This is a genomic window from Streptomyces sp. NBC_01808 (assembly GCF_035917395.1).
In the GTDB taxonomy this organism is placed as follows: Bacteria; Actinomycetota; Actinomycetes; order Streptomycetales; family Streptomycetaceae; genus Streptomyces.
Genome location: NZ_CP109072.1, coordinates 6,249,612 through 6,270,978 on the forward strand (window position 1 = coordinate 6,249,612; position 21,367 = coordinate 6,270,978).

13 protein-coding genes are annotated in these 21,367 nt (G+C 75.6%); 8 read left to right on the forward strand and 5 right to left on the reverse strand.

All coding sequences use genetic code 11. The features are described from left to right. Window positions 1–9: 9 nt before the first annotated feature. From gatC to OG946_RS27770, 7 genes are all read left to right on the forward strand, one after another. Window positions 10–306 (forward strand): Asp-tRNA(Asn)/Glu-tRNA(Gln) amidotransferase subunit GatC, encoded by a 297-nt coding sequence (gene gatC / locus OG946_RS27740; RefSeq protein WP_027772047.1) that lies wholly within the window; start codon window positions 10–12, stop codon window positions 304–306. After that, the gene (gene gatA, locus OG946_RS27745) at window positions 303–1,811 is read left to right on the forward strand and encodes an Asp-tRNA(Asn)/Glu-tRNA(Gln) amidotransferase subunit GatA (protein WP_442814499.1); all 1,509 of its coding nucleotides are present in this window, start codon (window positions 303–305) and stop codon (window positions 1,809–1,811) included. Before gatC ends, gatA begins: the two co-directional genes overlap by 4 nt. Further along, a complete protein-coding gene (locus OG946_RS27750) occupies window positions 1,808–2,047 on the forward strand; it encodes a hypothetical protein (protein ID WP_326798716.1) in 240 nt (79 codons plus the stop codon). Before gatA ends, OG946_RS27750 begins: the two co-directional genes overlap by 4 nt. A 37-nt stretch (window positions 2,048–2,084) precedes the next feature. Further along, window positions 2,085–3,578 carry an Asp-tRNA(Asn)/Glu-tRNA(Gln) amidotransferase subunit GatB gene (gene gatB / locus OG946_RS27755; protein WP_326798717.1) on the forward strand — a complete coding sequence of 498 codons (1,494 nt, stop codon included), beginning with the start codon at window positions 2,085–2,087 and terminating at the stop codon, window positions 3,576–3,578. A gap of 124 nt (window positions 3,579–3,702) precedes the next feature. Beyond that, on the forward strand, window positions 3,703–5,949 hold the full coding sequence (locus OG946_RS27760) for an MMPL family transporter (RefSeq protein WP_326798718.1): 2,247 nt from the start codon (window positions 3,703–3,705) through the stop codon (window positions 5,947–5,949). A 35-nt stretch (window positions 5,950–5,984) separates the two neighbouring features. Continuing rightward, window positions 5,985–6,566 (forward strand): hypothetical protein, encoded by a 582-nt coding sequence (locus tag OG946_RS27765; protein WP_326798719.1) that lies wholly within the window; start codon window positions 5,985–5,987, stop codon window positions 6,564–6,566. Window positions 6,567–6,600: 34 nt separating this feature from the next. Continuing rightward, entirely contained in the window at window positions 6,601–9,618 is a 3,018-nt protein-coding gene (locus OG946_RS27770; protein ID WP_326798720.1) for a helix-turn-helix transcriptional regulator, read from the forward strand. 170 nt (window positions 9,619–9,788) lie between these two features. Here the strand turns inward: OG946_RS27770 and OG946_RS27775 are convergent, their stop codons facing one another. The 4 genes from OG946_RS27775 to OG946_RS27790 form a co-directional block, all read right to left on the reverse strand. Beyond that, entirely contained in the window at window positions 9,789–12,803 is a 3,015-nt protein-coding gene (locus OG946_RS27775; protein ID WP_326800384.1) for a helix-turn-helix transcriptional regulator, read from the reverse strand. A gap of 298 nt (window positions 12,804–13,101) precedes the next feature. Continuing rightward, on the reverse strand, window positions 13,102–13,257 hold the full coding sequence (locus OG946_RS27780) for a hypothetical protein (RefSeq protein WP_164716126.1): 156 nt from the start codon (window positions 13,255–13,257) through the stop codon (window positions 13,102–13,104). A 242-nt stretch (window positions 13,258–13,499) separates the two neighbouring features. Further along, window positions 13,500–16,541 carry a helix-turn-helix transcriptional regulator gene (locus OG946_RS27785; RefSeq protein ID WP_326798721.1) on the reverse strand — a complete coding sequence of 1,014 codons (3,042 nt, stop codon included), beginning with the start codon at window positions 16,539–16,541 and terminating at the stop codon, window positions 13,500–13,502. Between the two features lie 2 nt (window positions 16,542–16,543). Then, window positions 16,544–16,714, reverse strand: a complete 171-nt coding sequence (locus OG946_RS27790) for a hypothetical protein (RefSeq protein WP_326798722.1) — start codon at window positions 16,712–16,714, stop codon at window positions 16,544–16,546. A 260-nt stretch (window positions 16,715–16,974) separates the two neighbouring features. Between OG946_RS27790 and OG946_RS27795 the strand changes: the two genes are divergently transcribed. Beyond that, window positions 16,975–20,040: a helix-turn-helix transcriptional regulator gene (locus OG946_RS27795; RefSeq protein WP_326798723.1), complete on the forward strand. Its 3,066-nt coding sequence runs from the start codon at window positions 16,975–16,977 to the stop codon at window positions 20,038–20,040. A 60-nt stretch (window positions 20,041–20,100) separates the two neighbouring features. Here OG946_RS27795 and OG946_RS27800 read toward each other — a convergent pair whose 3' ends face one another. Continuing rightward, window positions 20,101–21,249: a PQQ-dependent sugar dehydrogenase gene (locus OG946_RS27800; RefSeq protein ID WP_326798724.1), complete on the reverse strand. Its 1,149-nt coding sequence runs from the start codon at window positions 21,247–21,249 to the stop codon at window positions 20,101–20,103. Window positions 21,250–21,367: the final 118 nt, after the last annotated feature.

The window sequence follows — 21,367 nt, forward strand, 5'->3', positions numbered from 1 at the left end:
ATGACCCGCATGCCTGGCATCACGCGCGAGGAGGTCGCCCACCTCGCCCGGCTGGCGCGCCTGGAGCTGAGCGGCGAGGAGCTGGACCACTTCGCCGGCCAGCTCGACGCCATCATCGGCGCGGTCGCCCGCGTCGCCGATGTGGCCGGCGAGGACGTACCGCCGACCAGCCACCCGCTGCCCCTGACGAACGTCATGCGCCCGGACACCGTCCGGCCGAGCCTGACCGCGCAGCAGGCGCTCTCCGGCGCGCCCGCGCAGGAGCAGCAGCGTTTCAAGGTGCCGCAGATCCTGGGGGAGGAGTGACCGTGGCGGACAGCTCGGGAATCATCAGGCAGACGGCGGCCGAGACCGCCGCGCAGATCGCCGCGGGCGATGTCAGCGCCGTCGAGGTGGCGGAGGCCCATCTCGCCCGCATCGACGCGGTGGACGAAAAGGTGCACGCCTTCCTGCACGTCGACCGCGAGGGCGCGCTCGCCCAGGCGCGCGCGGTGGACGCCGGGCGCGAGCGCGGCGAGAAGCTCGGCCCGCTGGCCGGCGTGCCGCTGGCGCTCAAGGACATCTTCACCACCGAGGGGGTGCCCACCACCGCGGGGTCGAAGATGCTCCAGGGCTGGGTCCCGCCGTACGACGCGACCGTGACCCGGCGGCTGAAGGAAGCCGGCGTCGTCATCCTCGGCAAGACCAACATGGACGAGTTCGCGATGGGCTCCTCCACCGAGAACAGCGCCTACGGCCACACCGGCAACCCCTGGGACCTCACCCGGATCCCCGGCGGCTCCGGCGGCGGCTCGTCGGCCGCCATCACCGCGTACATGGCGGCGCTGGCCATCGGCACCGACACCGGCGGCTCCATCCGCCAGCCCGCGTCCGTCACCGGCACCGTCGGCGTCAAGCCGACCTACGGCGGCGTCTCGCGGTACGGGATGATCGCGTTCTCCTCCAGCCTCGACCAGGGCGGCCCGTGCGCCCGTACGGTGCTGGACGCGGCGCTGCTGCACGAGGTGCTGGCCGGCCACGACCCGATGGACTCCACCTCCGTCGACGCCCCCGTCCCGCCCGTGGTCGAGGCCGCGCGCCACGGCTCGGTGGCCGGGATGCGCGTCGGCGTGGTCAAGGAGCTCCGCGGCGAGGGCTACCAGCCGGGGGTCATGCAGCGCTTCGACGAGGCCGTCGAGCTGCTGCGCGAGCTGGGCGCCGAGGTGGTGGAGGTGTCCTGCCCGACGTTCGACAAGGCGCTCGCCGCGTACTACCTGATCGCGCCCGCCGAGGTCTCCTCGAACCTCGCCCGCTACGACGGCCTGCGCTACGGCCTGCGCGCAGGCGACGACGGCACGCACTCCGCCGAGGAGGTCACCTCGCTGACCCGGGCGGCGGGCTTCGGCCCCGAGGTCAAGCGCCGCATCATGCTCGGCACCTACGCGCTCAGCTCCGGCTACTACGACGCCTACTACGGCTCGGCGCAGAAGGTCCGCACCCTCATCACCCGCGACTTCGAGCGCGCCTACGAGCAGGTCGACGTGCTCGTCTCGCCGACCACCCCGACCACCGCGTTCCCGATCGGCGAGCGGGTCGACGACCCGATGGCGATGTACCTCGCCGACCTGTGCACCATCCCGTCCAACCTGGCAGGCAACGCCGCCATGTCGCTTCCCTGCGGCCTGGCGCCGGAGGACGGGCTCCCGGTGGGGCTGCAGATCATCGCCCCCGCCATGGCCGACGACAGGCTCTACAAGGTCGGTGCCGCGGTGGAGGCCGCGTTCACCGACCGGTGGGGCCACCCCCTGCTGGAGGAGGCACCCGCCCTATGAGCAAGTTCGCCAAGGCCAAGGACTTCAAGAAGTCCAAGACCGGTGTGTACATGTCCCTCACGTCCACGCTCTTCGGCGTGATCGGCGTCGCCAAGCAGATGAAGCAGGCGCGCTTCGAGGAGGACCGGCTGCGTCAGCTCGACGCCGCGGTGTCCGCCGCCGCCATCGCCACCGGCGTCGCCCTGCTGGTGCGGGAGCTGCGCCGGATGAACGACGACGACATCCTCGCCGGCTGAGCGGGCCGCGCCGGGGTCGAGAGGCTGGAAGAGAGCTGTGACTGTCACGTACGAGGACGCCCTCGCGACGTACGAGCCGGTGCTGGGCCTGGAGGTCCACGTCGAGCTCGGCACCGCGACCAAGATGTTCTGCGGCTGCGCCACCGCCCTGGGCGCCGGGCCCAACACCCAGACCTGCCCCGTCTGCCTCGGCCTGCCCGGCGCGCTGCCGGTGGTCAACGAGACGGGCGTGGAGTCCGCGGTCAAGATCGGCCTGGCGCTCAACTGCGAGATCGCCGAGTGGTGCCGCTTCGCCCGGAAGAACTACTTCTATCCGGACATGCCGAAGAACTTCCAGACCTCGCAGTACGACGAGCCCATCGCGTACGACGGCTACCTCGACGTCGAGGTCGACGGCGAGGTCTTCCGGGTCGAGATCGAGCGCGCCCACATGGAAGAGGACACCGGCAAGTCCACCCACGTGGGCGGGGCCACCGGGCGGATCCACGGCGCCTCGCACTCGCTGCTGGACTACAACAGGGCCGGCATCCCGCTGATCGAGATCGTCACCAAGCCGATCACCGGCGCCGGCGCCAAGGCGCCCGAGGTGGCGAAGGCGTACGTGGCCGAGCTGCGGGAGCTGATCAAGGCACTCGGCGTCTCCGAGGCCCGCATGGAGCAGGGCCAGATGCGCTGCGACGTGAACCTGTCGCTGATGCCCGCCGGCGCCACCGTCTTCGGCACCCGCAGCGAGACGAAGAACGTCAACTCGCTGCGCAGCGTCGAGCGCGCGGTGCGCTCCGAGGTCGTCCGGCACGCCGGAGTCCTCGACGGGGGCGGCAAGATCGTCCAGGAGACCCGCCACTTCCACGAGGACACCGGCACCACCACCTCGGGCCGTACCAAGGAGGAGGCGGAGGACTACCGCTACTTCCCCGAGCCCGACCTCGTGCCCGTCGCGCCCGCCCGTGCCTGGGTGGAGGAGTTGCGCGCCGGGCTGCCGGAGCTGCCGCGGCTGCGCCGCAACCGGCTGCGCGAGGAGTGGGGCGTCTCCGCGCACGACATGCAGTCCATCCTCAACGCCGGGGCCATCGGCCCGATCGTCGCCACCATCGACGCGGGCGCGGACGCCACCGCGGCGCGCAAGTGGTGGATGGGCGAGCTGGCCCGGCGGGCCAACGAGGACGGCGTCGAGCTGGCCGCGCTGGCGATCACGCCGGAGCAGGTCGCGCGGGTGGCGGCGCTGGTCGCGGAGGGCAAGCTGAACGACAAGCTGGCCCGCCAGGTCATCACCGGCGTCCTGGACGGCGAGGGCACCCCGGACGAGGTCGTCGACAAGCGCGGTCTGGCCATCGTCAAGGACGAGGGCGCGCTCGGCGCCGCGGTCGACGAGGCCATCGCCGGCAACCCGGCCATCGCGGACAAGATCCGCGGCGGCAAGGTGCAGGCGGCCGGGGCGCTGGTCGGCGCGGTCATGAAGGCCACCCGCGGCCAGGCGGATGCCGCCCGCGCCCGGGAGCTGATCATGGAGAAGCTGGGCGTAGCGGACTGATCGTGTGAAAAAAGCCACTCACCGGACAAACGATCTCCCGCACCTGTAACAGTGGCTGCGCAGGTGCAGGAGTCTTTGAGGGCCGACCTCCCTGAAAGATCATGAATATCCCAGGGAGCCGCCCGTGTCCGGTCTCGCCCGGTGGTGTCTACGCCGCCGCCTGGTCGTGGTCCTGCTCTGGCTCGCCGCCTTCGCCGGGACCGCCGTCGCGGCGGCCCTCCTGGGGCCGGCGTACTCGAACGACTACGACGTCCCGGGCACCGAGTCCGGGCGGGCGCAGGTGCTCATGGCCGAGGCGTTCCCCGGCATGGACGGCGTCGCGGACACCGTCGTCTGGCACGACGACGGCGGGGTGAGCGACGCGCAGACCAAGGAGCGGGTGGACGCGGCGCTGACGGAGATCGCCGGGCTGCCGGGGGTCTCGGAGGTGAGCGGCCCCTACGGCTCGTACGCCGCCGGCGATCCCGGCGGCGACGCCGGCGCCCCCACCGGGAACGGCGCCGGCGACGGCGGGGCGGTCAGCGCCGACGGGCGCACGGCGTACGCCACCGTCAGCTACGACGGCGCCGTGGACGATCTGGCGACCGGAGACGTCCGCAAGGTCGTCGGGGCCGCGGAGACGGCGGCGGGCGACGGTCTGGAGGTCGCCGTGGGCGGCCCCGGGGCCGGGCTGCTCCAGGCGCCGTCCGTGCACTACGGCGAGGCCGTCGGGGTGGTCGTCGCGGCGGTCGTGCTCTTCGTCGCGTTCGGCTCGCTCGCCGCGATGGCGCTGCCGATCGCGACCGCGCTCGTCGGCGTCGGCACGGCGTACTGGTGTGTCACGCTCCTCGGCCACGCCATGGCCGTCGCCGACTTCGCCCCCATGCTCGGCATGCTCGTCGGCCTCGGCGTCGGCATCGACTACGCCCTGTTCATCGTCACCAGACACCGCCGCGGGCTGCGCGAGGGGCTGCCCGTCGGCGAGGCCGCTCAGCGCGCCGTGGCCACGGCCGGGCGGGCCGTGGTCTTCGCCGGCGTCACCGTGTGCATAGCGCTGCTCGGCATGCTCGTGCTGCGGCTGAACTTCCTCACCGGCGTCGCCGTCGCCGCCTCGCTGACCGTGGTGCTCACCGTCGCCGCCTCGATCACGCTGCTGCCGGCGCTGCTCGGCGTCATCGGCATGAAGGCCCTCAGCCGCCGCGAGCGGCGCGCGCTCGTCGAGCACGGCCCGCGGCCCGAGGTGCCGCGCGGGCTCGCCGCCCGCTGGGCCGGCCTGGTGCAGCGCCGGCCGCGGCTGCTGGGCGCGCTCGCGCTGGTGCTGATGGGCGTCCTCGCGCTGCCCGTCGCGGCGCTCCACCTGGGCAGCTCCGACCAGGGCAACCATCCGGCGAGCGCCACCACCAGGCAGGCGTACGACATGATGGCCGGGGGCTTCGGCCCCGGCAGCAACGGCCCGCTCACGCTCGTCGCCCACCTCGACGGCGCCGGCGACCGGGTGGCCTTCGACGCGCTGCCCGAGACGCTGCGCGGCACCCCGGGCGTCGCCGACGCCACCGCCGCGGTGCACGGCAAGGGCGGCGGCACCGGGATGATCACCGTCACCCCGGAGACCGCGCCGCAGGACGAGGCGACGTCGGACCTGGTGGACCGGCTGCGCTCGGACGTGCTGCCGGAGGCCGCGGACGGCACGTCGATGCAGGTGCACGTGGGCGGCATCACGGCGGGACAGGACGACTTCGCCGAGGTGATCGTCGGCAAGCTGCCGCTCTTCGGCGGCATCGTGATCGCGCTGGGCTGCCTGCTGCTGCTGGTGGCGTTCCGCAGCGTGGGCGTACCGCTGAAGGCCGCGCTGATGAACGTGCTGGCCGTGACGGCGTCCTTCGGGGTGGTGGTGGCGGTCTTCCAGTGGGGCTGGGGGGCCGGGCTGCTGGGTCTTGGCGCCACGGGGCCGATCGAGCCGTTCCTGCCGGTGATCATGATCTCGGTGCTCTTCGGGCTCTCGATGGACTACCAGGTCTTCCTGGTCAGCAGGATGTACGAGGAGTGGCGGGCGACCCGCGACAACCGGCGGGCGGTGCGGGTCGGGCTCGCCGAGACCGGCCGGGTCATCAACTGCGCGGCGCTCATCATGATCGCGGTCTTCTCGGCGTTCGCGCTGGGCGGGGACCGGATCATCGCGATGTTCGGGGTGGCGCTGGCCGCGGCGGTGGCGCTGGACGCCTTCGTGCTGCGCACGCTGCTGGTGCCGGCGCTGATGCACCTGCTGGGCAGGGCCAACTGGTGGCTGCCAGGCTGGCTGGAGAAGCGGCTGCCGTACATCGGCGTCGAGGGGCCGGGGGAGCCGGCGGCGGCCGAGCACATCCGGCTGCCGCAGGAGACGGCCGTTCGTTAATACTCCTCTCAGACGGGCCACCTACGGTGCCCGGCATGACTGCACTATCGAAGACCGACGAGGCAGCCGACGAGGCCGCGTACGAGGACGCCGCGGAGGCCGCCGAGGCCGCCGAGGCCGGGAAGGACGCCGACGGTGCCGCGCCCGGCGAGTACGAAGGACCCGATCCCGACCTCGACGACGGCGAGCCCGGCGAGCTGCCCCCCGCCGCCCGCGCCTCCACCGGCGTGGCCGCCGGCGCCGCGGCCATCGTGGGCGCCGCCCTGGGCCTCGCTTCGCTGACCGGCACCTGGCTGGCCGACCTCGTCTCCGCCCGCCGGGAGCTGACCGGCCAGCTCGAATCCGCCAACGGCACCGCCGCCGAGCAGATCTCCGCCGCGTACGGCACCCCCTGGCACACCATCGCCCTCTTCAACGGCCTCACCGCGGTCGTCGCCCTGATCGTGTCGGCGGCGGTGCTCGTCCGCCCGGCGTTCGGCGACAGCGGCCTGCGGCCCGTGGTGTGGGTACGGGCCGTGGCCGTCGCGGGGGTGGTGCTGGGCGCGCTCGGGCTGGTGATCGCGGCCGTCATGCGCTTCGACGTCTTCGCGGACCTGCCCACCGTGCCCGGCCAGTGAGAAAACCGATTCCACGCTGTCAGTGCAGCGTGCGATGCTCGACAGTGTGCAGAGCCGATCGATCAGCCCGGTGTTCGCAGGCCGTCATGACGAGTTGAAGACCCTTGACGCCGCGCTCGCCCGCGCCGCGCTCGGCGAGCCGCAGGTGCTGCTCGTGGGGGGCGAGGCAGGCGTGGGCAAGAGCCGGCTGCTGGACGAGTTCCTGGAGGCGGCGCAGGACGCCGGCGCGGTCACCGCGGTCGGCGGCTGTCTGGAGCTGGGCGCGGACGGCCTGCCGTTCGCCCCGTTCGCCACGGCGCTGCGCATGCTGCACCGCAAGGTCGGCGCCGAGCTGACGGAGCTGGCCGCGGGCCAGGAGCCGGTGCTCGCCCGGCTGCTGCCCGACCTAGGCCCGGTCACCGAGGAGCCGCACGGCCAGGACAGCCGGGCCCGGCTCTTCGAGCTGACCGTCGGCCTGCTGGAGCGGCTGGCCGCGGGGCGCACCGTGGTGCTGGCCCTGGAGGACCTGCACTGGGCGGACCGCTCCACCCGCGAGCTGCTCGGCTATCTCGTCCGCTCGGTCCAGGGCGCCCGTCTCGTGGTCCTCATGACGTACCGCTCGGACGACGTCCACAGGCGCCATCCGCTGCGCCCCTTCCTCGCCGAGCTGGACCGGCTGCGCTCCGTGCAGCGGCTGGAGCTGGCCCGGCTGAGCGAGGACGAGGTGCGCAGCCAGCTCGCCGGCATCCGCGGCGTCGCCGAGCCCGAGCGCGAGCTGACCGCCGAGGTGTACGCGCGCAGCGAGGGCATCCCCTTCTTCGTCGAGGAGCTGGCCCTCAGCGACGACGCGGGCCGCCTCAGCGACTCCCTCCGGGATCTGCTGCTGGTCCGGGTCGAGGCGCTGCCCGAGGGCGCCCAGCGCGTCGTGCGCCTCGCCGCGCGGAACACGCGCGTCCCGCACGCCCTGCTCGCCGTCGTCTCCGGCCTCGCCGAGGACGAGCTGATCGAGGGCCTGCGCGCCGCCGTCGGGGCGAACGTGCTGGTGCCCGACGAGGAGGGCGAGGCGTACCGCTTCCGGCACGCGCTGCTGCGCGAGGCCGTGCTCGACGACCTGCTGCCCGGCGAGCGCACCCGCCTCAGCAGGCGGTACGCGGAGGCCCTGGAGGCCGACCCCGGGCTGGTCGCGGCGGAGGAGCGGGCGACCCGCCTGGCGAGCTACTGGTACTACGCGCGCGACGCCGCCAAGGCCCTGCCCGCCGTGCTCCACGCCGCCCTGGAGACCCGCGCCCGGCACGCCTACGCCGAGCAGCTCAAGCTGCTGGAGCGGGCGTTGGAGCTGTGGGACGAGGTGTCGCCGGAGGAGCGCCGCGGGCTGCCTTCGCAGGGCGGTCTCGAGTCGTATCCGCCGTGCGGCTGCGGGGACCGGCCGGAGGAGATCGAGCTGCACCTGGTCGACCTGCTGGCGCACGCCGCGTTCGCCGCCCGGCTTGACCACCAGTGGGAGCCGGCGCTGAAGTTCGTGAAGAAGGCGCTGAAGGTCGTCGACGAGACGCAGGATCCGCTGCGCGCCGCCTGGTTCTGGCTGGAGCGCTCCAAGCTCATCGCGCTCGCCGGGCGCGGCGACGGCCGCGTGGAGCTGACCCGGGCGCACGAGCTGGTGCACGACCTGCCGGCCTCGGCCACCCACGCCGACGTGCTCGCGCAGGTGGCGATGTGGGAGCTGCTGCACGCCTCCGACCTGGACAGCATGGCGCTCGCCGAGCGCGCCGTCGAGCTGGCCCGGCAGGCGGGCGCCGGGGACGTCGAGCTGGGCGCGCGGATCACGCTGTGCACGCTGCGCTCGGCCGAGGGGGACTCCGACGCCTGGATCGCCGAGCTGTACGAGATACGGGAGCTGGCCGCGCAGCGCGGCGCCCATCGCCAGATGGGCCGCGCGTGTATCAACCTCTGCGACGCGCTGGAGAAGGCCGGCCGGTCCGCGGAGGCGGTCGAGGCGGGCCTCGCCGGCATGAAGGACATGTACGGCCGAGGGCTGTACGACGCCGCGGCCTTCGCCGCGCTCAACGTGGTGGAGTCGCTGACTTCGCTGGGCGAGTGGGATCGTGCCGAGCAGATGCGCCAGGAGTGGAAGCGGCACGCGGCCGGCTCCCGCACCGGCGCGTCGGTGGCGCTGCGGCGGGCCCAGCTCGCACTGCTGCGCGGGGAGTTCGAGCTGGTGCCGGAGCTGATCGCCGCGGCCCGCCGGTACCGGGGGCGCAACGACGGCGAGCCGCAGTACGAACTGCCGTTCGCCGCGGTGGAGATGAGTGCCCTGTGGACGCTGGGCCAGGCGCCGGAGGCGCTCGACCTGCTGGAGCGGCACCTGGCGCTGCTGCCGCTGTCCGGCCAGGAGGCGTACGTCTGGCAGCTCCTGGTCGCCGGTGCCCGGCTGGCGGGGGACGTCGCCGGGGTGCCGGGGGTGCCGGAGGCGCGGCGCGCGGAGGTCGTGGCGCGGCTGGCGGACGCGGCGGCGGACCTGCCTGCCGAGGGGCCGCCCTGGACACCGTCGTCCCGCCTCTTCGCCGCAGAACTGGCCCGCGCCCGCGGGCTCGGCGACCCCGCCGTGTGGGCGGCGGCCGCCGCGGCGTACGAGCCGCTGGGCCACCCGCACACGCTGGCGCACATCGCGTACCGCCGGGCGGAGGCGCTGCTTGCGGGCGCCGCGGGCGGCGGCGCGACGGCCCGCGACATCGCGGCCCCCCTGCTGGCCGAGGCGCACGCGACGGCGGTCCGCCTCGGCGCGGCCCCGCTCCGCGAGTCCGTGGAACAACTCGCGGGCCGCGCCCGCGTCCCCCTCGGCCGGGCGTCCCGCCCGCCGGCGGACCCGGTGGAGTCGCTGGGCCTGACGGCCCGAGAGACGGACGTACTGCGGCGGGTGGCGGCGGGGCGGAGCAACCGCGAGATAGCGGAAGAGCTGTTCATCGCGCCGAAGACGGCGAGTGTGCACGTGTCGAACCTGATGGCGAAGCTGGGTGTGTCGAACCGGGGCGAGGCGGCGGCGATGGCGCACCGGCTGCGCCTCTTCGAGGACTAGCCGTCGCGGGTCGGGGTCACGCGTCGCGGAGCGCAGTTGCCGGACTCGTACGGTGCCGGGGGACTCGGGGCGGTGCAGGACGGCGCCCGCGACCATGCCCGCCGAGCCCGCCAGGCCCTTGACCCCGGAGACAGACCGGCGCCCGCCACCCCGGCGGAGCCGAGGGGGTGTCAGGCGCTCTCGAAGAGGCGCATCCGGTGCGCCACCGCCGCGGCCTCCCCGCGGTTGGACACCCCGAGCTTCGCCATCAGGTTGGACACGTGCACGCTCGCCGTCTTCGGCGAGATGAACAGCTCCTCGGCGATCTGCCTGTTGCTCCGCCCCGCCGTGACCAGCCGCAGTACGTCCGTCTCGCGGGCCGTCAGCCCCAGCGCCTCCGCCGGATCCTCCGGCCCCGGCGCCGCCGCATCGCCGGGAGCCGCGAGCGGGATCCGCGCGCGCGCCGCCAACTGCTCGACTCCGTCGCGCAGCGGCGCCGCGCCCAGCGCCTCCGCCGCCGCGTGCGCCTGCCCGAGCAGCCGCGCCGCCCGCTCCCGTACGGACCCGGGCGCGCCGCCCGCGAGCAGCGCCTCCGCCCACCGGTACCGCACCCAGCCCAGCTCGTGCGGCCGCTCCAGCGGCTCCAGCGCCGACGCCGCCGCCTCCCACAGGGCCACCTCGGAGCGGCCCCGCGCGCGGGCCAGCTCCGCGACGAAGTACCGCTGCCACGCCACCCAGATCGGCGTCGGCGTGTCCAACTGCCCCGCCGCGCGCTCCAGCCGGTCCAGCAGCTCGTCGCGGCCCGCCGCCGTGCCCGGCAGCCCGCGCGCGTCGCCCTCGGCCGCCGCCGCGGAGACCAGGAGCTGCCACAGATACGACTCGTGCCCCAGCTCCGGCAGCTTCACCAGCCCTTCGGCGAGCATCACCCGCGCCTCTTCGTACTGCCCGCGCTCCATCAGGATCCGCGCCCCGATCTGCACCATGCGAAAGGCGCCCTGCGGCTCCGCCTGGCTCGCGCCCGCCTCCTCGCGCGCCTCGGCGAGCAGCTCCCCGGCCCGGTCGGTGTCCCCGCGGTACAGCGCCAGCCAGGCCGCGGCGAGGGAGGCGAACGCGCGGGTACGGGCCTGGGCCCCGTACGACCGCAGCCGGGCGAGGTCCCCCTCGGCGGCGTCCCACTCGCCGACGGAGATCATCGCGTCGACCATGTTGCACCCGATGAAGGCGATCGAGTCGCGCAGGCCCTGCTTCCTGGCCGCCGCGAGACCGCCGCGCGCCGCCTCGATGGCCTCGCGGGACCTGCCGGTCATCTCCAGCACGGACGCGAGGTTGTTGTGCGCCCGGCCGATGACGGTCGGCGCCCCGCTGCGGTCGGCGGCGTCGCGCAGCTCGTACAGCTCGGCGATGCCGCGGGCGACGTCGGCGGCGTGGGTACGCAGCGTGGCCAGCGTGATCCGCGCGTGCAGCTCGACCTCCGCGGCGCCGACCAGCCGGGCCTGCTCCACCGCGCTCTCCGCCAGCGGGATGCTCGCCGGATCGGGGCTGTGCAGCATCTTCCACAGCGCGGCCGTCGCCAGCACGTCCGCCTTCACCGGCGACGGCGGCCGGTCCGCCACCAGCTCCTGCGCCTTGCCCAGCTCGGCCCAGCCGTCGGCGCCGCCGCTGTTCACGACCTGCCACTGCCGCTCCAGCCAGAACCACGCCGCCCGCTCCGGCTCCGCCTCCTCGTCGAGCAGCTCCAGCGCCCGGCGGGTCAGCGTGCGCGCCTGCTCGTGCGAGTCGTCGAGACGGGCGGCGACGGCGGCCTCGGCGAGCAGGTCGACGAAGTGCAGGTGGGGTTGGTCGGCGCAGCGGCACAGCGGATACGACTCGGCGTAGCGCGCGGCGGGCAGCTCGCGCAACTGCTCCTCCGGCACCTCGTCCCACAGCTCGACGGCCCGCCGCAGCAGGGCCAGCTGCTCGGCGAACGCGTGCCGCATGCCCGCCTCGTCGGCCGCCTTGAGCGCGGCGGGCAGCGCCCGGGCCGGGTCGCGGGCCGCGTACCAGTGGCTGGCCAGCCGGGCGGCGTGCTCCTCCGCGCGGACCAGTGAGGGGTCGGCCGCCAGCGCCTCCGCGTAGCGCCGGTGCAGCCGGGAGCGCTCGCCGGGCAGCAGGTCGTCCCCGGTGGCCTCGCGCAGCAGCGCGTGCCGGAAGCGGTAGCTGTCGGCGCCGGGGCCGCCCGCCGCGGGCATCAGGATGCCGACGTCGACCGCGGGCCGCAGCGCCTCGATCAGCTCCTCCTCGCCCTGCCCCGACACCGCGAGCAGCAGCCCGAACTCCACGGTCGAGCCGGCCTCCGCGGCGGTCCGCAGCACCCGCTGCGTCGCCTCCGGCAGCGCCTCGACCCGGACGAGGAGCAGGTCGCGCAGCGACTCCGACAGCGCGTCCGGCGAGCCGCCGCAGTCCAGCAGGGCGGTCAGCTCCTCGACGAAGAAGGGGTTGCCGTCCGAGCGCTGGAAGATCGTGTCCACCAGGTGGGGCAGCGGCCCGGCGCCGCGGATCGCGGTGAGCTGGCCGATCACCTCCTGCCGGGAGAAGCGCGCCAGGTCCAGCCGCTGGACCGTGCGCAGCCGCTCCAGCTCGGCGAGGAAGGGACGCAGCGGGTGGCGGCGGTGGATGTCGTCCGAGCGGTACGTGCCCAGCAGCATGACGCGGGCGCCCTGGAGGGACCGGATGAGATAGCCGAGCAGTTCGCGGGTGGAGCGGTCCGACCAGTGCAGGTCCTCCAGCACCAGCACCACCGTCCGCTCGGCGGCCAGCTTCTCCAGCAGCCGGGCGGCGTGCTCGAAGAGCCGGGCCTTGGCCTCGACGTCGTGCCGGTCCCCGGGCTCCTCCGCACCGCCGGCGCCCGCCAGCTCGGGCAGCAGCCGGGCCAGCTCGGCCTCGCCGCCGCCGGCGGCCCGCGCCAGCTCGTCGCCGAACGCGCGGTGCAGCGCGCGCAGCGCGGTGGCGAACGGCGCGAACGGCAGCCCCTCGGCGCCCAGCTCCAGACAGCCGCCGACGGCCACCACGGCGCCGGCCCGCTCGGCGCGGCCGGCGAACTCCTCCACCAGCCGGGTTTTGCCCACCCCGGCCTCGCCGCCTACCAGCAGGGCCTGCGGCGCGCCGGCACCGGCCCGCTCCAGGGCTTCGCCGAGGGAGCGCAGCTCGTCGGCCCGGCCGACGAGCACGGGGCTCACGCACGAGATCGTCACAGTTGAGAGCATCGCACAGCCTTACGACACGGGGGCAGCCCGGCGAAGGCGCGGGGGAGGGGCCGCAGACGACGAGAGCGCCCGGCCCGCGGTGCGCGGGCGGGCGCTCTGTGGTCCGGTCCGGGTGAGCGTGTCCTGGTCCGGTCTTCTGTGGGGGCGGCGGCCGCTGCTCGGCGGGGCAGCGGCCGGCCGCCCGGGGTCCTCGGGTCCGGGAGCGGGGTCTCGTCTCCCCGTGGCCCGGACCGCATGCCGATCCGCCGCTCCGTACGGCATGTCACGCGGCCTTCACCCAGCGGGCCAGGACGCGCGCCCGGCGGGCCGCGCGGCGCTGCTCCCGGCGGGCGACGGCGGCCTCGCGGGCGAGGCGGTACTGCGCCGCCTCGCGGCGCAGGTCGGCGGAGCGGGTCTCGTGCATCTGGTACGCGAACATCTCGTTCTCCCCTGCGTTTCTGCTGGTCTCTTGCGGTGTGACTCCAGCTTCGCGGCCCAGGGGGGTCCGCCACATCGGGAGACTTCCGCATCTCCGGGCGCCCGCCGCCTTACCCGGGGCACCTACGCGCGCGTACATGCCTAAGGCCCCCGGGGATTCACCGCCGCCGGGGGCCTCAGGTGCCTTACGTCCGCCGCCGACCGCCTCAGACGGAGCCGGACCGCGGGTCGCGGCCGAGCGTCCTACGCGTCCTCGAAGAGCCGGAGGCGGTGTGCCGTCGCCGCGGCTTCGCCGCGGGCGGAGACGCCGAGTTTGGCCATCAGGTTGGACACGTGCACGCTCGCCGTCTTCGGGGAGATGAACAGCTCTTCTGCGATCTGGCGGTTGCTGCGTCCCGCCGTCACCAGCTTCAGCACCTCCTGCTCCCGCGACGTCAGCCCCAGCGCCCGCACCGGGTCCGCCGGGGCCGGGTCGGGGCCGCCGAGGGACACGCGGGCGCGGGAGGCCAGCGCCGTGACCGCCGTGCGCAGGGGGACGGCGCCGAGGGCGCCCGCCGTGGCGTGGGCGTCGGCGAGGAGGGGCGCGGCGCCCTCCCGGTCGCCGGCGGCCAGCAGCGCCTCCGCCCACCGGTGCCGTACCCGGGCGAGCTCGTACGGCCGGTCCAGCGGCTCGAACGCGGCCGCCGCCGCGGCCCACGGCGCCGGGTCGGGGTCGCCGGCGGCGCGGGCCAACTGCGCGCGCAGGAACAGCGCGTGCGCCGCCCACACCGGCGCCGAGCAGGACAGCCCCGCCGCCGCCGTACGGATCCGGGCCAGCGCCGCGGCGGTGCCCCGGGCGAACGCCGGCACCCGCCGCCCGTCCCCCTCGGCCTCCGCCGCGACGAGCAGCAGCAGCCAGGCGTACCGGTGTACGCCCGGCGCCAGACCTGCGTCGATGGTGCGGGCGGCCTCCTCGCGGGCGCCCGTCAGGTCGCCGCGGGCCGCCGCGACCGCCGCCGTCAGCGTGCTCAGCGGGATCGCCATCTGCGGCTGCCTCTGCTGCGGCCCGAGCCGGTCCCGCGCGGCGGCGAGCAGCGTCTCCGCCCGGGCCACGTCGCCGCGGAACAGCGCCAGCCGGGCCCGGGCCTGCGCCAGGTTGCCGTACGTCAGGGCGACGACCGCGTCCCGCTCCGCCCGGTCGGCGACACGCTCCGCCTCGTCCCAACGGCCCATCGCCACCAGGGAGTCCATCTGGTTGCCAAGCGAGAAGGCCACCTTGTCGCGCCGTCCGCGGCTCGCCGCCGCCCGCGCCGCGTCGGCCGCAACCTCCGCCGCCTCCCGTGAACGGCCCAGGTTCTCCAGCGCCGCGGACAGGTTCAGCTCCGCCCGCGCCGCCGCCGTGTAGTCCCCGCTGCGCCGGGCCCGGTCGCGGGCCTCGCGCAGGATCTCCAGGCCGACGTTCTCCCGGCCGGAGTCCTCCAGGTGGATGCCCAGCATCACCTGGGCGTTCAGCTCCAGGTTCTCCTCGCCGGCCGCGGCGGCGGTCCGCACCGCCAGCTCGGCGACGGCCAGCCCCTCCGGGCGACCGGGCCGGTGCAGCATCTCCCAGCTCGCCGCGGCCGTCAGCGCGAGCGCCGGCACCCGCGACGGCGGCAGGTCGCGTACCAGCCGCAGTGCGTGGTCCAGCTCGGCGCGGCCGTCGCCGCGTGCCAGTTGCTCCACCAGCCAGTGCCGCTGCACCCAGAACCACGCCGCGCGCAGCGGCTCGGCCCTCTCGTCGATGGCCTCCAGCGCCCGCCGGGTCAGCGCCAGCGCCCGTTCCTGCTCGTCCGCGAGCCGGGCGGCGACGACGGTCTCGGCGAGCAGGTCCAGCTCGGTGAGCGGGGTCTCCGCGGCGCCCGGTTCGTAGTCCTCGATCCCGTCCGCGGGCCGCAGCCGGGCGCGTACCTCGCCGGGCACGTCGTCCCACAGCTCCATCGCCCGCTTCAGCAGCTCGTACTGCTCGGCGAAGGCGTGCCGGCAGCGCGCCTCCACCGCCGCCGCCAGCACCGCGGGCAGCGCCCGCGTGCTGTCCCGGCCGTGGTGCCAGTGGCGGGCGATCCGGGTGAGCCGCTGCTCGGCCCGGACGAGCGTGGGGTCGGCCTGGAGCACCTCCGCGTAGCGGCGGTTGAGCCGGGAGCGCTCGCCGGGCAGCAGGTCGTCGCGGACCGCCTCCCGCAGCAGCGCGTGCCGGAAGCGGTACGACTCGCCGTCCTCGTCGGGTACGAGCACGTTGTGGGCGACGGCCGCGCGCAGCGACTCCAGCAGCGCGTCCTCGCCCTCGCCGGTGACCGCGGCGAGCAGCGCGTGCTCCGCGTGGCTGCCGGCCTCGGCGGCGACCCGTACCACCTGCTGGGCGGGCTCGGTCAGCCGCTCGACCCGGACGAGCAGCAGGTCCCGCAGCGACTCGCTGAGGCTGCAGTCGGGGTTGGCCGACAGCTCCTCGACGAAGAAGGGGTTGCCCTCGCTGCGCCGGAAGATGTCGTCGGCGTGGGTGGGCGTCGGTACGGTGCCGTGGATGCCCGTGAGCTGGGCGGCGACCTCGTCGCGGCTGAGCCGGGCCAGCTCGATGCGGCGTACGGAGCGCAGCCGGTCCAGCTCGGCGAGGAACGGGCGCAGGGGGTGGCGGCGGTGGATGTCGTCGGAGCGGTACGTCGCCAGCACCACGAGCCGGGTGGCCTGCATGGTGCGGAAGAGGAAGGACAGCAGCTCGCGGGTGGAGCGGTCGGACCAGTGCAGGTCCTCAAGGGCGAGGACGACGGTGCGGTCCGCGGCCAGCCGCTCCAGGCTCTGCGCGGTCAGCTCGAAGAGGCGGGTGCGCCCGTCGCGCTCGTGCGGCGGGGCGCCGGCCGGGGGGGCGTACGAGGAGTCGGGCAGCAGCCGGGACAGCTCCTCCTCGCGGCCGCCGACGGCCGCGGCGATCGCCTCGTCGCCCAGCTCGCGCTGGAGGGCCCGCAGGGCGGTGGTGAAGGGGGCGAACGGCAGCCCGTCCGCGCCCAGCTCGACGCAGCCGCCGGCCGCGGTCACCGCGCCCGCGGCCCGCGCGGCGGCCAGGAACTCCTCCACGAGGCGGGTCTTGCCGACCCCGGCCTCGCCGGCCACCACGAACGCCTGCGGCTCGCCCGCGGAAGCGCGGGCGAGCGCGGCGTCGAGTGTCTTGAGTTCTTCCGTGCGCCCTGCGAGTACGGGGCTGAGGCGGACGGCTCTCACGCCACCGAGGATGTCATGCGCCTCGGCCCCGGCGACAGGTGCCGGCGGGGCGGCCATCCTCAGGCCGCCTTCACCCAGCTCCCGCGGCGGGCGGCGGTCCCGCCCGGCTCGCCGGCCGCGCCGCGGCGGCGCGCCCGCCGGGCGGCGGTGGCGCCGCGCGCCATCCGGTACTGCTCCGCCTCGCGGCGCAGCTCGGCGGACCTGGCCCGGTGGATCTCGTAGTCGTACATCTTCGCTCCCCTGTGAGTCGGCGTCCTCGCCGTGTTCTCCCTGTGCCTCAAGACTCGTCTCCCAGGGGGGTGCGGCGCATCGGGCGACTTCCTCATCTCCGAGCGCCCGGCGCCTTAGATGCCCGCCCCGGCCGGGCCCCGCGGCCTAAGGCCCCTCTTACGAGCCCCGGGGACCCCCTCTTACGAGCCCTACGCCCCCGGCCGCACCCGGTCCCCCGGCGACCTTCGGGCCGGCGCCGCGTCCGGCCGCGTGACGTGCGATGCTCGGTCGCGTGGAGTCCCCGGAGCCCCTGGAGTCGGCAGCCGCGGACGCCGGCACGCGTACCGGCGCCCGGGTCTTCGTCGGCCGCGCCGCGGAGCTGGGCGCGCTGACGGAGGCGTACGACCGGGCCGCCGCGGGGGAGCCGTGCGCCGTGCTCGTCGGCGGCGAGGCGGGCGTCGGCAAGTCCCGTCTGGTGGAGGAGTTCCTGGCGCGCGCCGAGGCCGCGGGCGCGATCACCGCCGTCGGCAACTGCATCGAGTCCGGCGCCGACGGCCTGCCCTTCGCACCCTTCTCCACCGCGCTGCGCGCCCTGCGCCGCCGCCTCGGCGACCGGCTGGACGAAGCCGTCGCCGGGCAGCAGGGGGAGCTGGCCCGGCTGCTGCCCGAGCTGGGGCCGATTCCCGATCTGCCGGCGGCCGCGCAGGGCGAGGCCGGGCGGGCGCGGCTGTACGAGCTGGCCGCCCGGATGCTGGAGAAGCTGGCCGGCGAGCGGGTGCTCGTGCTGGTCGTCGAGGATCTGCACTGGGCCGACCACTCCACCCGCGAACTCCTCGGCTACCTGCTGCGCTCCGTCCAGGCCGCCCGGCTGCTCGTCGTCGCCACCTACCGCTCCGACGACCTGCACCGCCGCCATCCGCTGCGCCCCGGCCTCGCCGAGCTGGACCGGCTGCGCGGCGTCCGCCGCTTCGAGCTGGCCCGGTTCAGCCGCGACGAGGTGCGCAGCCAGCTCGCCGGGCTGCGTGGCGGCGAGCCGCCGGAGGACCTGGTGGCGGAGGTCTACGGGCGCTCGGACGGCAACGCGTTCTTCGTCGAGGAGCTGGCCGCGGGCATCGGCACCGGTACGGGCCGCGCGGTCGCCGGGCGCCCCGCCGGCGGGATCGGCGAGTCGCTGCGCGACCTGCTGCTCGTACGGGCCGAGGCGCTGCCGGACCCTGCCCGCCGGATCGTCGCGCTGGCCGCGGTCGGCGGCGACCGCGTCGACGCCGCGCTGCTCGCCGCCGTCTCCGGGCTCGGCGAGGACGCCCTGTTCGACGCGCTGCGTACCGCCATCGGCGCCGGGGTGCTGCTCCCGGCGGACGAGCGGGTGGACGCGTACCGCTTCCGGCACGCCCTGATGCGCGAGGCCGTCTCCGACGACCTGCTGCCCGGTGAACGCGCCCGCCTCAGCCGCCGCTTCGCCGAGGCGCTGGAGGCAGAGCCCGACCTCGTACGGGCCGACGAGCGCCCCGCGCGGCTGGCCGGCTACTGGTATCTGGCCGGCGACCCGGCCCGCGCCCTGCCCGCCGTCCTCGCCGCCGCCGCGGACGCCCGCGCCCGGCACGCCTTCGCCGACCAGCTCGCGCTGCTGGAGCGGGCCGTCGCGCTGTGGGACGAGGCGCCGCCCGGGTCCCGTACCGTGCCGGACTCCGGCGGCGCCTACCCGCGGGCCGAGGAGCCCGAGTTCGCCGACCTGCTGGCCGAGACGGTGTTCGCGGCCCGGCTCGCGTCCGCGTACGGCAGGGCGATCACGCTCGGCGACCGGGCGCTGCGGCTGCTCGGCACCCGCGCGCCGCTGCGCGCCGCGTGGTTCCGCGTCGAGCGCGCCCGTTGTCTGCAGTCCCTCGGCCGCGGCGACGGCCGGGAGGACCTGGACCGGGCACAGGAACTGGTCCGCGGCCTGCCGCCGTCGCCGGTGCACGCGCTGGTGCTCGCCGAGATCGCCAACTGGGAGGCGCTGCGCACCCCGGGCGCCGAGGCGATCCAGGCCGCGGAGCGCGCCGTGCAGTTGGCCCTGCTGGTCGGCGCGCACGAGACCGAGCTGACCGTGCGGATCCCGCTTGCCTGGATGATGGTCCAGTCCGGCGACGTCGAGGGCGGCATCGCGGAGTTCCATGCTGTACGGGAGCGAGCGCTGGCAGGCGGCCTGGTGGTGGCCGCGGCCCGGGCGTACGCGAACCTGCCCGGGGCCCTCGAAAGCGTCGGCCGGACCCGGGAGGCGGTGGCCGCCGCGGAGGAGGCGGTCGAGGCACTGGCCGACTCGGGGCTCGCCGTCTTCCTCTCTCTCAGCCACGGCAACCGCGCCCACGCGTTGCTGTCGCTGGGCCGCTGGGCCGAGGCCGGCGAGGCCATGGACGCGCAGTTCCGCACCGCGCGCAGCGCGCAGTTGCGCGGCAGCGCGGTCCTGAGCCGGGCGCTGCTGGCGCTGCTGCGCGGGGACCACGCCCTGGTGCGCAGAGAACTCGCTGCCGCCAGGGATGAGTTCGGAGACGACCGGCAGCCGCAGTACGAGCTGCCGCGCGTCGGGCTGGTGATCGAGCTGGCCGCCGCGGAGGGGCGGGTCGCCGAGGTGCGCGCCGCGTTCGGGCGGGCCGTCGGCGACGGACTGCGGCTGGGCATGCAGCGCTACGCCTGGCCGCTGCTGTACGCCACGGCCGCCGCCGAGGCCCGGCTGCGCGGCCTGCCCGCGGCCGAGACGGGCCGGCCCGCGGCGCTGGCCGCGATCCGCGCGGCGATGCGCAACCTGCCTCGGTTCGCGCCGCCGTGGGAGGCGCAGGGGCTGATGACGGAGGCGGAGCTGTGCGCGGCCGAGGGCCGCGATGCGACGGCGCGCTGGGCGGAGGCCGAGGCGGCGTGGGCGGACCTGGAGTGGCCGTACGAGCAGGCCGTGACCCGCTACCGCTGGGCGGAGTCGGCGCTCGCGAGCGGCCAGGCCGCGGCCGCCGCCCGGGACGGTGCGGCGCGGGCGCTGCGGCTCGCGTACGACACGGCGAGGGACCTCGGCGCGGCCGGGCTCGTCCGCGACGCGGAGGCCCTGGCGGCCCGCGCCCGGATCGCCCTGACCGCGGCCGCCGCCCCGGCGGAACCGGAGGATCCGGCGGAGTCGCTGGGGCTGACGGCGCGCGAGGCGGGCGTGCTGCGGCTGGTGGCGGCCGGGCGGAGCAACCGGCAGATCGCGGAGGAACTGTTCATCTCGCCGAAGACGGCGAGCGTGCACGTGTCCAACATCCTGGCGAAGCTGGGGGTGGCGGCACGGGGCGAGGCGGCGGCGGTGGCGCACCGGCTGCGGCTCTTCGACGGCGGGTGAGTCCCCGCGCCTCACCCGCACGTCCGTGTACGCCCCCTGGCGTACACGGCTAGACAGGGCCTAGCTGACCTCCAGCCGCAGGATGCGGTCGTCGCCCTTCTCCGGCGTGCCGCGCAGGTCCGTCTCGTTGGTCATCAGCAGCAGATCGCCGTCCGACGCCCGCTGCACCGTGCGCAGCCGCCCGTACTTGCCGTCGAAGAACGCCTGCGGGTCCGCCGCCGCCTTCGTGCCGTCCAGCGGGATCCGCCACAGCCGCTCGCCGCGCAGCGACGCCATCCAGATCGACCCGTCCGCGAAGGCGATGCCGCTCGGCGAGGCGTCCGGGGTGGGCCACTGCACGACGGGGTCGACGAAGCCCTCCCGGTTCTCCTTGCCCTCGACCTCCGGCCAGCCGTAGTTCTTCCCCGGCTCGATCAGGTTCAGCTCGTCCCACTTCTGGTCGCCGAACTCCGCCGCCCACAGCCGCTTGTCGTCGTCCCAGGCCAGCCCCTGCACGTTGCGGTGGCCGTACGAGTACACCACCGAGCCCGCCTCCGGGTTGCCGCGCGCCGGTTCGCCGTCGGGCGTCATCCGCAGGATCTTGCCGCCCAGCGAGTCCTTGTCCTGCGCCAGCGCCGGGTCGCCGGCCTCGCCGGTGCCCACGTACAGCATCTTGTCCGGGCCGAACGCGATCCTCCCGCCGTTGTGCCGGCCGCCCTTGGGGATGCCGCGGAAGACGGTGTCCGGCGCGCCCAGCCGGTTGCCCTCGGGCCCGTCCGAGTCGTACGTCATCCGTACGATGCGGTTGTCGCTGTCGGAGGTGAGGTAGGCGTAGAGCATCTCGTCGGCGCCGAGCGCGAGCCCCAGCAGGCCGCCCTCGTTGCCCGGTTCGCGCTGCACGCCTGGCACCTGGCCGGCCTCGGTGACCTTCCCGCCCTCGGCCGCCACGTGGTAGACGGTGCCGGTGTCGCGGGAGGAGACCAGCAGGTCGCCGCCGGGCAGTTCGGCCAGGCCCCACGGGGTCTCCAGGTTCTCGGCGACGGTGCCGACGACCTTCGCGGAGCCCTTGGCCGGCGGCGGCTCGCCCCGGTCGGCGGCGCCGCCGCTGCCTGCGGGCGCGGTGGAGGACTCCGCGGCCGGCCCGCCGGAGCCGTCGTCGTCGCCCGACGAGCAGCCGGCGGCGAGCACGAGTGCGGCGGCGGCCACGGCGGTGAAGGCGCGGGCTCTCACGGGACGGTTCTCCTTCGGCGGGCGGCGGCCGGAACGTACCCAGCACATCACAACCGGGCGTACACCGCGCGCCGGTGGAGCGTTCCCGCCCGTACGGACGAGTGCCACGCGTCCGTAC